Below are 13,339 nucleotides of genomic sequence, written 5' to 3' on the forward strand. Positions count from 1 at the left end.
GTACGCATATAAGATCATGAGTCTCCCCCTGATCCTGAACCTCGCCATCGCCCTGGCCGCCTGCGGCCTGCTGTATGTCATGCAGCAACGCCATCTGTCCTTCACGAAACGTGTGTTCACGGGTCTCGGTCTGGGCATCGTCCTCGGCGCGGCGTTCCAGGCGTTCTACGGCAACGGTTCACCGGTCATTGCACAGACGAATGCGTATCTCGACATCGTCGGCACGGGCTACGTCAAACTGCTGCAGATGATCATCATGCCGCTGATCATGGTGTCGATCATCCAGGCCATCCTCAAGCTGCGTGACGCCTCGTCGCTCGGCAAGATCAGTGCGCTGACGATCGGCACGCTGATGGTCACGACGGCCATCGCGGCCACGATCGGCATCCTGATGGCCAAGCTGTACGGCCTGTCCGCCGTCGGCCTGACGTCGAGCGCGGCCGAAGTCGCGCGCGGCCATTATTTAGAGGGCAAGCTGGCCACGGCGCAGGACGTGTCGCTGCCGACCATGATCCTGTCGTTCATTCCCGAGAATCCCTTCCTCGACATGACGGGCGCGCGCAAAACGTCGACGATCGCCGTCGTCCTGTTCTCGATCTTCCTGGGCGTGTCCGCGACGGGCATCGCCGCCAAGAAGCCGGACGTGTTCGAAAAGTTCAGCGAATTCGTGCACGTGGCCCACGTGATCGTGATGCGCATGGTGACGCTCGTGCTGCGCCTGACCCCGTTCGGCGTGTTCGCCCTCATCACGCAGGTGCTGGCGAGCTCCAGCGTGCAGGACATCCTCAAGCTGATCGGCTTCGTGGCCGCATCGTACAGCGCCCTGATCCTCATGTTCGGCGTGCACCTGCTGATCATCGCGGCCGTGGGCCTGAACCCGGGCCGCTACGTGAAAAAGATCTTCCCCGTGCTCGCCTTCGCGTTCACGTCGCGCACGTCGGCCGGCTCGATCCCGATGAGCGTGCAGACGCAGACCGCGCGCCTCGGCACGCCGGAAGGCATCGCCAACTTCGCCGCGTCGTTCGGCTCGATGATGGGCCAGAACGGCTGCGCCGGCATCTATCCGGCGATGCTCGCCGTCATGATCGCGCCCACCGTCGGCATCGATCCATTCACCAGCAGCTTCCTGCTGCCCCTGATCGGCATCGTCACCATCGGCTCCGTCGGCGTGGCCGGCGTGGGCGGCGGCGCCACGTTCGCCGCGCTGATCGTGCTGTCGGCGCTGAACCTGCCCGTGGCGCTGGCGGGCCTGCTGATTTCCATCGAGCCACTGATCGACATGGGCCGTACCGCCCTCAACGTCAGCGGGTCCATCACGGCCGGCACGTTCGCCAGCCGCGTGCTCGGCCAGACCGACATGGCCGTGTTCGACAGCGACGCCGAGGTCAACCTCGACAGCGAGGAGCAAGTGGCGTAAAGGTGATGTAAACCTTTCTGCTGTTCACGTAAGAGCCCGCCTACACGTCGTTTTGGCACACGTTTTCGTCCGGAATCGTGCGCGGAAATCCCGCCGAATCCGTCTATGATCGCGTCATGTCAAAATCACAAACGGTCGGATGATGGATCAGAAGTGGCCACAGGAAATCTGGCTCGTCAGGCACGGGCAAAGCGCGGGTAATGTCGCGCGCGATGCCGCCGAAGCGGCGGCTGGCCTGCTCATCGACATCGCCGAGCGCGACGTCGACGTGCCCCTGTCCGAGCTGGGCGTGCGCCAGTCGCAGGCCCTGTCGGGCTGGTTCGCGGCGCTGCCGCCCGACGGCCAGCCGAACGTCGTGCTGCATTCGCCCTACGTGCGCGCGGCCGAGACCGCCAATATCCTGATGCAGCGCCTGAACCGCGACGAGTTGCTCGCCGTCCACGCCGACGAGCGCCTGCGCGAAAAAGAGTTCGGCATCCTCGACCGCCTGACGGTGCGCGGTATCGCCGAGAAATATCCCGAGCTGCATGAGCAACGCCACCACGTCGGCAAGTTCTATTTCCGCCCGCCCGGCGGCGAGAGCTGGTGCGACGTCATCCTGCGCCTGCGCAGCGTCCTCGACACGATCACGCGCGAGTACCCGCGCGAACGCGTGCTGATCGTCGCGCACCAGGTCATCGTCAATTGCTTCCGCTACCTGATCGAGCGGATGGACGAGGCCACGATCCTTGAGCAGGACCGCGCCGGCGACGTGCCGAACTGCTCCGTCACGTCCTACGCGTTCGATCCCACGCTGGGCAAGCGCGGCAAGCTGGCCGTTCGCCTGGTCAATTTCGTCGCCCCGCTCGAAGCCACCGGCACGCCGGTCACGGTCGCCAAAGACCAGCCCACCGCCGCCAAGGCCTGAGGTCCCTCCATGACGCTGCAAACCCATGCCCGCCCGCGCGACGTCGATACGAGCCTGCTGCGCAGCTGGCCGCTGCCCGTGCCCTCGAACGACGCCGACAAGGAAGACCGCGGCCACGTGCTCGTCCTTGGCGGCTCGCGCGAGATGCCCGGCCCCGTGATCCTGGCCGCGACGGCGGCCTTGCGCGCCGGCGCCGGCAAGCTGACCATTGCCACCGGCCGCAGCGTGGCCCAATTGGTAGCGCTCGCTATTCCTGAATCGCGCGTGCTGGGACTGGCGGAAAACGATGCCGGCGGCTTCACGGTCGAAGCCGTGGCCGCGCTCGATCCGCTGGCCGACAAGATCAGCGCCATCCTCATCGGCCCCGGCATGCGGGACGAGGCGGCGACGGCCCGCCTCGTGCACGCGCTGCTGCCGCGTCTGGACGGCACCGCCACGAACGTGTTGCTCGACGCCGAGGCGATGGGCGCGGTTTTGCATCCGCCCGTGGGAGGCACGCCGAACCGCGCGCCCTTCCGCTTCGACGTGCCGGTCCTGTTGACGCCGCATGCGGGCGAAATGGCCCACCTGACGGGCATCGCGAAAGACGAGATCGGCGCGGCGCCGGACCGCCATGCCATCGATGCGGCCCGGCACTGGAACGCCGTCGTCGCGCTCAAGGGCGCGCGCACCGTGATCGCGGCGCCGGGCGGCGAGCGGTGGCAGCACGAAGGCGGTAACGTCGGGCTCGCCACGTCCGGTTCGGGCGACGTGCTGGCCGGCATCATCGCGGGGCTCGCGGCGCGCGGCGCCACGCTCGCACAGGCCGCCGCCTGGGGCGTCGCGCTGCACGCGCGCGCGGGCGAGCGCCTGGCCGAACGCTTCGGCAGACTGGGTTACCTGGCGCGGGAACTGTGCGACGTCATTCCCGCCCTGCTCGAACAGGCCGCCGGCGACAGCGCCGACGCGGCGTCACGACCATCCGGCAGCTTCGCCGGGGGACAAAGGGTTGAACGATGATGGTTCGGCTCTTATCTCACCCGCACGTGTCGACGTTGCAGGCGGCACGGCGGAACAAGGGAAACTTCGGTTTCCCAAAGCAGAAGGCATGCAATCCGACGAACCGGCCGGCGCGGTGCCGGTCAAATGCAGACAGTCGGATTCGTACGCCACCGGGGCCGCGTATTGCGTCGGTTCCCTGATGGTTCACGCTTGGACCGCATGGTCCATCGGGAACCCTAAGCCCCGCCTCGCTTCCAGTGCTCACCGGGAGACGGCGGTAAACGATAGACGTGAACGAGGAGTAAAACAAATGAAAGCTCTTAACAACGCATCGAAGATTCTGTTTGCTGCAGCCCTGATGGCCAGCCTGGCCGCTTGCAAGAAGAACGACACCACCAGCACGACCGGTACCGGCGACACGTCGGCCACCGCGCCGAGCAGCAGCTCCGGCACCAGCGGCACGACCGGCGCCACCGGCACGGGCACGACGGGTGACACGACCGGCACCGGCGCAACCGGCACCACCGGCACCATGGGCGGCGCCACCGGCGCGACGGGAACCACCGGCGAAACCGGCACGGGCGCAACGGGCACCGGCACCTCGGGCACCGGCGCGACCGGCACGACCGGCGGCAGCGGCTCGTCGGGCACGTCGGGTACGTCGGGCACGACCGGCAGCGACACGTCGGGCACCGGCACCTCGGGCACCGGTACCTCGGGCCGCTGATCGCCGTGGCGCATCGGCCAAGGGTCGGGAACGGCCCTTGGCACCGGCATGCACTGGGCGCGGCGGATGCGGCCCTAGTGCATGCCGTTTCCTAGAGTGCCTCGGAATGAAAAAAGGGCCTGCGCTTGCAGGCCCTTCTCATTGCATGCCGGCCGCAGCCGGCACCACGCCGTTACACCGTCGCCGGGCGGCCGCGGCCGGTTGCGAAGCGGCCGGCCTTCACGATCAGGCGGAAGACCAGGCGCACGAGCACCAGCGTGAGGATCGCTTCGACGAAGGTCATCACGAACGCCGGCAGCGCCGTGAAGCGGGCCGCGCGGCGGTGGAACTTGGCCACCATGCGGTCGCGGGCGATCTCGATGCTGTCGTAGAAGGTCGGGACGACCAGCAGGGTCAGCACCGTCGACGTGATCGTGCCGCCGATGATCGCGATGGCCAGCGGCTGGTAGAACTCGCCCGAGTCGCCCAGGGCCAGCGCCACCGGCAGCATGCCGGCGATCAGCGCGAACGTCGTCATCAGGATCGGACGCAGGCGGGCGCGGCCGGCGGCCATCAGCGCGTCCTCGCGGTCCATGCCTTCCGCCTCGCGGGTGCGGGCGGCGTCCAGCAGCAGGATCGCGTTCTTCGCCACGAGACCCATCAGCATGATGATGCCGATGAAGCTCATCAGGTTCAGCGTGCCCTTCGTGAGCAGCAGCGCGACGACGACGCCGATCAGCGACAGCGGCAGCGACAGCATCACGGCGAGCGGCGCCGTGAACGAGCCGAACTGCATCACCAGGATCAGGTACATCAGACCGATACCCGAGACCAGCGCGATCGTCATCTGCGTGAACACTTCCTGCTGGTCCTTGCTCTGGCCACCCAGCGACAGGCCATAGCCCGGCGGGAAGTCCATCGATTTCGCCAGCTTGAGGGCGTCGTCCATGACTTCGCCGTTCGAGCGGCCCTGGGCATTGGCCGACACACGCACGACGCGCTTGCCGTCCTTGTGCTCGATCGCGGACGGGCCCTTGCCCATCGTGATCTTGGCGATCTGGTCCAGCGGCACCATCATGTTGCTGCCGGTGACGGCGATCGGCAGGCGCTCGATGTTTTCCAGGCCCACGCGGTCTTCCGGCGCCAGGCGCACGGCCACGTCGCGGGTCTCGCCCGTCGGGTCGACCCAGTCGCCGACCTCGATACCGGCGAACGCGACGCGCAGCGCGGTGGCGGCGTCGCCGACCGAGATGCCCATCATGTTCGAGAGGCCGCGGTCCAGCTCGATCTGCAGCTCGTCCTTCGGATCCTGCTGGGACAGCGTGACGTCCACGGCGCCCGGTACCTGACGAAGTTTTTCCATGTAGGCATTGGTCAGGTCCATCAGCTTGCGCGAATCCGTGCCGGTGAACTCGATCTGCACGGGCTTGCCGTTGCCGTTCAGGTCGTCCGTGACCGTGTACTCGGCACCGACGAGGCGGGCGATCTTCTCGCGCAGTTCCACCGCGATGTCGGAGGCGCTGCGCTTGCGTTCGCGGCGCTTGCCGATATCGACGTAGATGCGGCCGCCGCCCGAATTGATCGAGGCGTTCGTGTCCTTCGTCTCCGGCATCGTGCGCGCCAGCGCGGCCGCTTCTTCCATCTTCATGCGGGCATAGCCCACCGACGCCGACGCCGGCGTACGCACTTCGATCAGCAGCTGGCCGCTGTCCTGCTTCGGCAGGAACGACGTGCCGCCGAACTTGCCCTGCAGGCCCAGCGCCGCGACGAGGCTGACGACGGCGATGATGGCCATCCAGCGGCGGTGGTGCAGCGCCCAGGCGATCACGTGGCCGTAGCGGTTGGCCTGGTGGTCGAACCAGACGTTGAAGCGCGCGAGATATTTCTCGATGCCCTTCTTCGGCGCATGGTGGTGGCCCGGCGGGTCGCCCCAGTAGGCGGACAGCATCGGGTCGAGCGTGAACGAGATGAACAGCGACACGATCACGGAGCAGGCGACGGTGAGCGCGAACGGACGGAACCATTCGCCCGAGATGCCAGGCATGAAGGCGACGGGGATGAACACGGCCATGATCGAGAACGTCGTCGACGCGACGGCCATGCCGATCTCCGCGGTGCCCTCGAGGGCCGCCGTGCGGCGGTCGGAACCGTTTTCCATGTGGCGGACGATGTTTTCCCGCACGACGATCGCGTCGTCGATCAGCACGCCGATCGCGAGCGACAGGCCCAGCAGCGTCATGAAGTTCAGGGTGAAGCCGCACAGCCACACGGCGATGAACGCGGCCAGCACCGAGGTCGGCAGCGACAGCGCGGTGATCAGCGTGGAACGCCAGGAATTCAGGAAAGCGTACACGACGAAGATCGTCAGCACGGCGCCGAACACGAGCGATTCGATGACGTTGTTCAGGCTGTCCTGGGCGTCTTCGCCGCCGTCGTACGAAATGTCCAGCTTGGTGCCGGCCGGCAGTTCCTTGCGGATCTGTTCGATTTCCGCACGGACCTTCTTGGCGATGGCGACGGTCGACGCTTCACGTGAGCGGACGATCTGGATACCGACGTTGGGCTTGCCGCTGCGCATCGACACGCTGTCGATGTCGGCGAAGCCGTCCTTGATGTCGGCCACCTGGTTCAGGCGCACGACGGTGTCGCCGTTGCGCTTGACGACCACCTGCGAGAAATCTTCCGGGCGCTCGATGCGGCCGACGAGGCGGATACCCTTCTCGTCCAGCTCGCTACGCACCTTGCCGACCGGCGCGTTCGTGTTCTGGCGCGACAGCGCGTTCGTCACGTCGCTGACGGAGACGTTGTACTCGCGCAGTTTTTCCGAATGGATCAGCACGGACAGCTCACGGCGCAGCGAGCCGTTCACCTGCACGTTGGCCACGCCGTCGATCGCGCGGAAGCGGTCGGCCAGCTGGTCTTCGGCCAGACGCGAGATCTCGGCATGGCTCTGCGAGCTCGACGACAGCGCCAGGTTCATGATCGGCTGGGCGGACGGGTCGACGCGGCGCAGCACCGGCTCGCGCATCTCGATCGGCAGCTTGTAGCGGACCGACGCGATGGCGTTGCGGACGTCGTCCGACGCCTCGATCAGGTTGCGCTTGAAGTCGAAGCGCAGCACGATCGTCGCGCTGCCCTCGTTGGCGTATGCGTTCACCTCGGTCACGCCGGTGATGGCGAGCATCTGCTTCTCGAGGCGTTCGATGAGTTCGCGTTCGGACGTTTCCGGCGACGCGCCCGGATACGGGATCGTCACGACGATGATCGGAATCTCGACGTCCGGGTTCTGGTTCACGCGCAAGTGATTGAGCGCGAGCAGGCCCATGCACATCATGCCGATGATCAGCACGAGTGTCGCGATGGGCTTCTTGACACTGAAATTGGACAGGAACATGGTGGTTAATCCCGCTTATTTACCCTGGGGTGCGCTGTTGGTGGCGCTATTGGCGGTACCTGCGGCGCTGGCGACGCGCGCAGCGGCCGCCATTTCCACCTTCTGCCCATCCTTCAGGGTCGAGCCCGGGTGGCGCAGCACGCTGTCGCCGGACGCCAGGCCGTTCTTGATTTCGAAATTGCCGGTGCGCGGATCGCGCGAACCCACCGTCAGGTCGATCTTCGCCAGCTGGCCGCCCTTCACTTTCCAGGCATACGTCTTGTCGCCGGCCTTGACCATCGCGGATTCCGGCAAGGTGATCGCATCGGACAGCTCGGCGTCGATGCGGCCCTCGGCATACAGGCCGGCCACGCGCGGACGCGCTTCGTTACTGAAGCCGACGAGCACCTCGACCTGGCGGGTGATGTCGTTCGCGGACGGGTCGATGCGCTTGACGATGCCGGTGAACTTTTGCTCGCCGTAACCGTTGACGCGGAAGAACACCGGCTGGCCGACCTTGACGGCGGCGATCTTGTCGGCCGACACGCGGCCTTCGAAGCGCATGCTCGTCGGATCGATCACCTTCAGCAATTCCTTGCCGATGGCGGCCGTGTCGCCCGGGGAGACTTTACGGTCGGAGACGATGCCGTCGAACGGCGCGCGCACGACGGTGCGGGTCACCTGCTGCTGGGCCGCGACGAGGCGCGCCCTGGCGGCCGACAGCTCGCTCTGGGCGCTGTTGCGGCGCACTTCGGCGTCGTCCAGCGCCTGGGCGGACGTCATGCCGGACGCGCGCAGCGTCTTCAGGCGCTCGAGGGCGCGGTTGGACTGGTCCAGGGCCTGGGAGGCGGCGCGCTGGGCTTCCTGGGCGGACATCAGGCTGTCGCGGATCGACGTCTCGTCCAGCTTGACGAGCACGTCGCCTTTCTTGACCGGGTCGCCGTTCTCCTTCAGGACCTGCAGCACGATGGCGGACACTTCCGCGCGCAGGTCGGCCTTGCGTTCCGGCTGGACCGAGCCCGTGATCACCGGGCCGTTCGCGAGCGCACTGCTCTGCACGGTCAGGACATCCTCCGGGGCAACGAGCAGCTGGACGGCCTTGCCATCCTTCTGCTTGGCATCCGCCTGCGCGTTGGCGGCGTCGGGCTTTGCAGGGTCCTTGTCATGTTTGCCGCACGCACTGAGTGCGGAAGCAATAGCAAGGAAGATTATAGTTTTGCGCAGCATTTCTTGGTTCCCCCGAGGATGGACTCGTTACCTGTAAAAATAAGAATATAAAAGGCCAGCGCGCAGTATCGAATAGGCGGTCTTGACCGTCAATTGACGTTTCGGCAAAGCGCGGTTTTGGTGGGATGAACTGCAGATAGGCGGGATGAAATGCGTTTGGCCGAGGTTGAAATGCGCGAAAAATGAGACAGGGCGCGGACAGGCGGACGTCCGGGTGGACGGTGGGAAGCTAACGGTGCACTACCTTGGGCTCCCGCCAAGGGGGGCGCCCAGCCCGGGAGCGACGGTATTTTGTTACGCGGCCATAAGACCGTCGTCCCTGCGCAGGCAGGGACCCAATTTCATCGCACGAAGAGGTGATACACGAGATTCCCCATCAGGATCCCGGTGACGATGCCGCCGCCGATCTCGACGAGCGTATGCCCCATCCGCTCGCGCAGGGTCGTGTGGCCGGCCTGTCCCGCGGCCATGCGGTTGATGGCGGCGGCCTGGCGGCCGACGTGCTGGCGCAGGCTGTTGGCGTCGATCATCACGATGAAGCACAGGGTGACGGCCACGCCGAACGCCGGGTGGCCGATGCCCTCGCGCAGGGCGATCAAGGTCGCCATGCTGGTGACGGTGGCGCTGTGGTTGCTGGGAAAGCCGCCGTTGCCGACCAGGTTGAACGCCCAGCGCCCCTGGCGCGCACTGTTGATGAGGAATTTGATCGGGCCGACCACGAGCCAGGTCAGCACCGGGGTGACCAGATAAGAGACATCCATGTGAAATCCATTTAAGGGGAAACGGGAGGCATGACGCCGGGCGGCATTATGGCAGATGCAATGTCACGTGAGCAATTCACGCGGTGGCGATCGATGCGCCCGCCAATGTGGGAAACGGGGTAATATGCGCCGTGTGGTCATTCAGACAATGCGTATATAAGAACTGGAGAGGTACATGCAACATTTCAGGTTGTCGTTCGTCGTCACCGCCGTCCTGCTGGCGCTGGCCGGCTGGTGGGGCTTTTCCCATGGTGGCAGCGCCGGCCTCCTGCAAGCGCTGTGGATCGCGGCCGTGCTGGGCGTGCTCGAGATCTCGCTGTCGTTCGACAACGCGGTCGTCAACGCGTCCGTCCTGCGCAACTGGAACGCGTTCTGGCAAAAGCTGTTCCTCACGGTCGGCATCGTCGTCGCCGTGTTCGGCATGCGCTTGCTGTTTCCCCTCCTCATCGTGTCGGTGGCGACGGGCCTGGGCCTGATCGACGTCTGGCACATGGCCGTCAACAACCCGGACGAGTACGCCCGCAACCTGACGTCGCGCCACGCCGAAGTGGCCGCGTTCGGCGGTGCGTTCCTGTTGCTGGTCTTCCTCAACTTCCTGTTCGACGAGGAAAAGGAACTCCACTGGCTGGGCTGGATCGAAGAAAAGGTCGGCAAGTACGGCTCGGAAGGCCTCGCCATCCTGCTCACCCTGCTCGCCGTGTTCGGCTGCATGAACCTCGTGCCGGAGGCGCGCAAGCTGTCCACGCTCATCGCGGGCGTCGTCGGCGTGCTCGTGTACGTGGGCGTGAACTGGTTTTCCGGCCTGCTGGAGGAAGAAGAATCCGACCCGGCCGTGGGCAAGCTGATCTCGCAGGGCAGCATCGGCGGCTTTTTATATCTGGAAGTGCTGGACGCCTCGTTCAGCTTCGACGGCGTGATCGGCGCATTTGCCATCACGAACGACGTCGTCGTGATCATGCTCGGCCTCGCCATCGGCGCCATGTTCGTGCGGTCGCTGACCGTGTTCCTCGTGCACAAGGGCACGCTGGAAGAATTCGTCTTTCTCGAGCACGGCGCCCACTACGCGATCGGCATCCTGGCCCTGATCATGTTCGCCAGCGTCGAGTACGAGATTCCCGAATGGTTCACCGGCCTGTCCGGTGTGGCCTTCATCCTGGTATCGCTGTGGTCGTCGATCCGCTACAAGAAGCGCGAGCAACTCGAGTCGGCGACCTGAAACCCGTAACCATTAATAGAAAGGAAGCAAGATGGCGATCAGTTTGCAAAAAGGCGGCAACGTCAACCTGTCCAAGGAAGATCCGAACCTGAAGAAGGTCATCATCGGCCTCGGCTGGGACCCGCGCTCGACCGACGGCGCCACCTTCGACCTCGACGGCAGCGCCTTCCTGCTGCGCGGCGACGGCAAGGTGCGCGGCGATGCCGACTTCATCTTCTACAACAACCTGCAGTCCAGCGACGGCGCCGTCAAGCACACGGGCGACAACCGCACCGGCCAGGGCGAAGGCGACGACGAGCGCATCATGGTCGACCTCACGCGCGTGCCGCCGGAGGTGGAAAAGATCGCGTTCGCCGTCACCATCCACGAAGCGGACCAGCGGCGCCAGAGCTTCGGCCAGGTCGCGCGCGCCTTCATCCGCTGCCTGAACGCGGACGGCGAGCGCGAGATCGCCCGCTACGACCTGTCGGAAGACAGCTCGACGGAGACGGCGATGATCTTCGGCGAGCTGTACCGCTATGGCAGCGAGTGGAAATTCCGCGCCGTGGGCCAGGGCTACAACGGCGGCCTCGGCCCCCTCGCCCGTTCCTTCGGGGTGCAGGTCTAGGACTGGCCTGATTGACAATCCGGGCGCCCATGTCAGAATGGGCGCGCTTCGTCACGCCCCTTGACCTTAATCTCGCACACAACCATGCCCAAGACCCTGCCGCGCCGCGCCATCGCCATCCTCGCCTCCGTCGTCATCGCCGCCGTGGCGCTGTTCGCCCTGTACACGTGGATCGTGCTGAACTGGTCGTATTCGGAAGGCGAACGGGCCGGCTACCTGCAGAAACTGTCGCGCAAGGGCTGGTTGTGCAAGACGTGGGAAGGCGAGATCCTGCTGTCCAGCATGCCCGGCGCGATCCCCGAGCGCTTCAACTTCACCGTGCGCGACGAGAACGTCGTGCGCCAGCTGCAGGCCGCCATGGGGCAGCGCGTGCAGCTGACCTATTCGCAGCACATCGGCGTCCCAAGCACCTGCTTTGGCGAGACCGAATATTTCGTCGACAAGGCCGTCGTCGGCGGGTCGAATCCGGTGGCGCCCAACAATATGTGACGCGCTGTTGCGTCGCTTTTGTTAAAGAAATGTTATACGCAAACATTTCTATTGCCGGCCACAAGCCCGCTGTCCTACACTCTCCTGAGCGAGCAATACAACAGGAGACATCATGCAACAAAACCCGATCCGTAAAATCGTCATCGTGGGGGGCGGCACGGCCGGCTGGATGGCCGCGGCGCCGCTGGCCCAGCGCATGGGCCAGCGCTGCGAGATCGTGCTGGTGGAATCGCCGGACATCGGCACGATCGGGGTGGGCGAAGCGACCTTGCCGACGATCCGCTTCTATAACGCGGCCCTCCAGCTGGACCACGCCGACTTCATCAAGAAGACGCAGGCCAGCTTCAAGCTCGGCATCGAATTCAAGGACTGGGGCCACGTCGGCAACCGCTTCTTCCACGGTTTCGGCGACTTCGGTCCGCCCCTGAACGGCATCCAGCCGCACCATTACTGGCTGCGCCTCGCGCGCACGTTCGACCACATGCCGGCGCTGGAAAACTGGTCGATGGCGTCGATCATGGCGCGCGAGAACAAATTCACGATGCCGAACGACGCGCAGCCGGGCGTCACGGACGCTTATTCGTTCGGCTACCATTTCGACGCCGGCCTGTACGCCGCCTTCCTGCGCGATTACGCGATGGCGCGCGGCGCCAGGCGCGTCGAAGGCACGATCACCAGCGTCGACCAGCATCCGGAAACGGGCTTCGTCACGGCCGTGCGCCTGGCGGATGGCCGCACGCTCGACGGCGACCTGTTCATCGACTGCTCGGGCTTCCGCGGCCTGCTGATCGAAGGTGCACTGAAGGCCGGCTACGACGACTGGAGCGAGCACCTGCCGTGCAACAGCGCCCTCGCCGTCCCGTGCGCGCGCGTCGAACCGCTGACGCCCTACACCCGTTCGACGGCCAAAGGGGCGGGCTGGCTGTGGCGCATCCCGCTGCAGCACCGCACCGGCAACGGCCACGTGTACAGCAACGCGTTCACGACCGACGAAAAAGCGCGCCAGGACCTGCTCGACGGCCTCGACGGGGCCGCGCTGGACGAGCCGCGCCAGCTGCGCTTCGTCACCGGCAAGCGCAAGAAATCGTGGGTCAAGAACGTCGTGGCGATCGGGCTGTCGGCCGGCTTCGTCGAACCGCTGGAATCGACCAGCATCAGCCTGATCGAAACGGCCATCGGCACCCTGATCGAACAGTTCCCGGACCGCGATTTCCGACCCGAGCTGGCGGACGAATTCAACCGGATCATCGGCAGCCGCTACGAGTCGATCCGCGACTTCATCGTCATGCACTACAAGCTGACGAAGCGCGACGACACGGAATTCTGGCGCTATTGCGCGAACATGACCATCCCCGCTTCGCTCGCGCACCAGATCGAACTGTTCCGCGAGACGGGCCGCGTCGCGATCCTCGACCGCGACAGTTTCCTCCTCCCGTCGTTCGTCGCGATGCTGGTCGGCCTCGGTGTCGAACCGAAGCGCTACGATCCGTTCGTGGACGATGTCGACATGCGCCAGCTGCACGGGCACTTCGCGGGACTGCGCGACCTGATCGCGCAGACGGTCGCCAAGCTGCCGGACCACGGCGCCTATCTGGCGAAGAACGCGAAGGCCGGCTAGTACCGTCATTCCCGCGTACGCGGGAATCCATACTTAG

General features: G+C 65.6%; 11 protein-coding genes. 8 read left to right on the top strand and 3 right to left on the bottom strand.

All coding sequences use genetic code 11. The features are described from left to right. The first annotated feature begins 16 nt into the window (after positions 1-16). From ACEN9H_RS21395 to ACEN9H_RS21410, 4 genes are all read left to right on the top strand, one after another. Positions 17-1,417, top strand: coding sequence for an L-cystine transporter (locus ACEN9H_RS21395; RefSeq protein WP_413671993.1), 1,401 nt, complete (start codon positions 17-19; stop codon positions 1,415-1,417). Between the two features lie 142 nt (positions 1,418-1,559). Then, positions 1,560-2,324, top strand: a complete 765-nt coding sequence (locus ACEN9H_RS21400; RefSeq protein WP_413675618.1) for a histidine phosphatase family protein — start codon at positions 1,560-1,562, stop codon at positions 2,322-2,324. Positions 2,325-2,333: 9 nt separating this feature from the next. Further along, the gene (locus ACEN9H_RS21405; RefSeq protein WP_413671994.1) at positions 2,334-3,323 is read left to right on the top strand and encodes an NAD(P)H-hydrate dehydratase; all 990 of its coding nucleotides are present in this window, start codon (positions 2,334-2,336) and stop codon (positions 3,321-3,323) included. Positions 3,324-3,615: 292 nt separating this feature from the next. Continuing rightward, a complete protein-coding gene (locus ACEN9H_RS21410) occupies positions 3,616-4,032 on the top strand; it encodes a hypothetical protein (RefSeq protein WP_413671995.1) in 417 nt (138 codons plus the stop codon). Between the two features lie 172 nt (positions 4,033-4,204). Here ACEN9H_RS21410 and ACEN9H_RS21415 read toward each other — a convergent pair whose 3' ends face one another. From ACEN9H_RS21415 to ACEN9H_RS21425, 3 genes are all read right to left on the bottom strand, one after another. Beyond that, positions 4,205-7,405, bottom strand: a complete 3,201-nt coding sequence (locus tag ACEN9H_RS21415) for an efflux RND transporter permease subunit (protein ID WP_413671996.1) — start codon at positions 7,403-7,405, stop codon at positions 4,205-4,207. A gap of 15 nt (positions 7,406-7,420) precedes the next feature. Beyond that, positions 7,421-8,611 carry an efflux RND transporter periplasmic adaptor subunit gene (locus ACEN9H_RS21420; protein ID WP_056127266.1) on the bottom strand — a complete coding sequence of 397 codons (1,191 nt, stop codon included), beginning with the start codon at positions 8,609-8,611 and terminating at the stop codon, positions 7,421-7,423. Positions 8,612-8,952: 341 nt separating this feature from the next. Continuing rightward, positions 8,953-9,372: a divergent PAP2 family protein gene (locus ACEN9H_RS21425; RefSeq protein WP_413671997.1), complete on the bottom strand. Its 420-nt coding sequence runs from the start codon at positions 9,370-9,372 to the stop codon at positions 8,953-8,955. 175 nt (positions 9,373-9,547) lie between these two features. Between ACEN9H_RS21425 and ACEN9H_RS21430 the strand changes: the two genes are divergently transcribed. The 4 genes from ACEN9H_RS21430 to ACEN9H_RS21445 all read left to right on the top strand — a co-directional run bounded on the left by ACEN9H_RS21430 (position 9,548) and on the right by ACEN9H_RS21445 (position 13,302). Beyond that, entirely contained in the window at positions 9,548-10,588 is a 1,041-nt protein-coding gene (locus ACEN9H_RS21430; RefSeq protein WP_371767965.1) for a DUF475 domain-containing protein, read from the top strand. 31 nt (positions 10,589-10,619) lie between these two features. Beyond that, the gene (locus ACEN9H_RS21435) at positions 10,620-11,195 is read left to right on the top strand and encodes a TerD family protein (protein ID WP_413671998.1); all 576 of its coding nucleotides are present in this window, start codon (positions 10,620-10,622) and stop codon (positions 11,193-11,195) included. A gap of 84 nt (positions 11,196-11,279) precedes the next feature. Beyond that, on the top strand, positions 11,280-11,684 hold the full coding sequence (locus tag ACEN9H_RS21440) for a hypothetical protein (RefSeq protein WP_413671999.1): 405 nt from the start codon (positions 11,280-11,282) through the stop codon (positions 11,682-11,684). 112 nt (positions 11,685-11,796) lie between these two features. Then, positions 11,797-13,302, top strand: a complete 1,506-nt coding sequence (locus ACEN9H_RS21445; protein WP_413672000.1) for a tryptophan halogenase family protein — start codon at positions 11,797-11,799, stop codon at positions 13,300-13,302. The last annotated feature ends 37 nt before the right edge of the window (positions 13,303-13,339 follow it).

This window comes from Massilia cellulosiltytica, assembly GCF_047325105.1.
GTDB classification, from domain to species: domain Bacteria; phylum Pseudomonadota; class Gammaproteobacteria; order Burkholderiales; family Burkholderiaceae_D; genus Telluria; species Telluria orientalis.

Bases quoted from the DNA above. Each gene is read 5' to 3' on its own strand.
- ACEN9H_RS21445 (WP_413672000.1), top strand. From the start codon at position 11,797: ATGCAACAAAACCCGATCCGTAAAATCGTCATCGTGGGGGGCGGCACG.
- ACEN9H_RS21405 (WP_413671994.1), top strand. From the start codon at position 2,334: ATGACGCTGCAAACCCATGCCCGCCCGCGCGACGTCGATACGAGCCTG.
- ACEN9H_RS21425 (WP_413671997.1), bottom strand. From the start codon at position 9,372: ATGGATGTCTCTTATCTGGTCACCCCGGTGCTGACCTGGCTCGTGGTC.
- ACEN9H_RS21410 (WP_413671995.1), top strand. From the start codon at position 3,616: ATGAAAGCTCTTAACAACGCATCGAAGATTCTGTTTGCTGCAGCCCTG.
- ACEN9H_RS21435 (WP_413671998.1), top strand. From the start codon at position 10,620: ATGGCGATCAGTTTGCAAAAAGGCGGCAACGTCAACCTGTCCAAGGAA.
- ACEN9H_RS21395 (WP_413671993.1), top strand. From the start codon at position 17: ATGAGTCTCCCCCTGATCCTGAACCTCGCCATCGCCCTGGCCGCCTGC.
- ACEN9H_RS21440 (WP_413671999.1), top strand. From the start codon at position 11,280: ATGCCCAAGACCCTGCCGCGCCGCGCCATCGCCATCCTCGCCTCCGTC.
- ACEN9H_RS21415 (WP_413671996.1), bottom strand. From the start codon at position 7,405: ATGTTCCTGTCCAATTTCAGTGTCAAGAAGCCCATCGCGACACTCGTG.
- ACEN9H_RS21420 (WP_056127266.1), bottom strand. From the start codon at position 8,611: ATGCTGCGCAAAACTATAATCTTCCTTGCTATTGCTTCCGCACTCAGT.
- ACEN9H_RS21430 (WP_371767965.1), top strand. From the start codon at position 9,548: ATGCAACATTTCAGGTTGTCGTTCGTCGTCACCGCCGTCCTGCTGGCG.
- ACEN9H_RS21400 (WP_413675618.1), top strand. From the start codon at position 1,560: ATGGATCAGAAGTGGCCACAGGAAATCTGGCTCGTCAGGCACGGGCAA.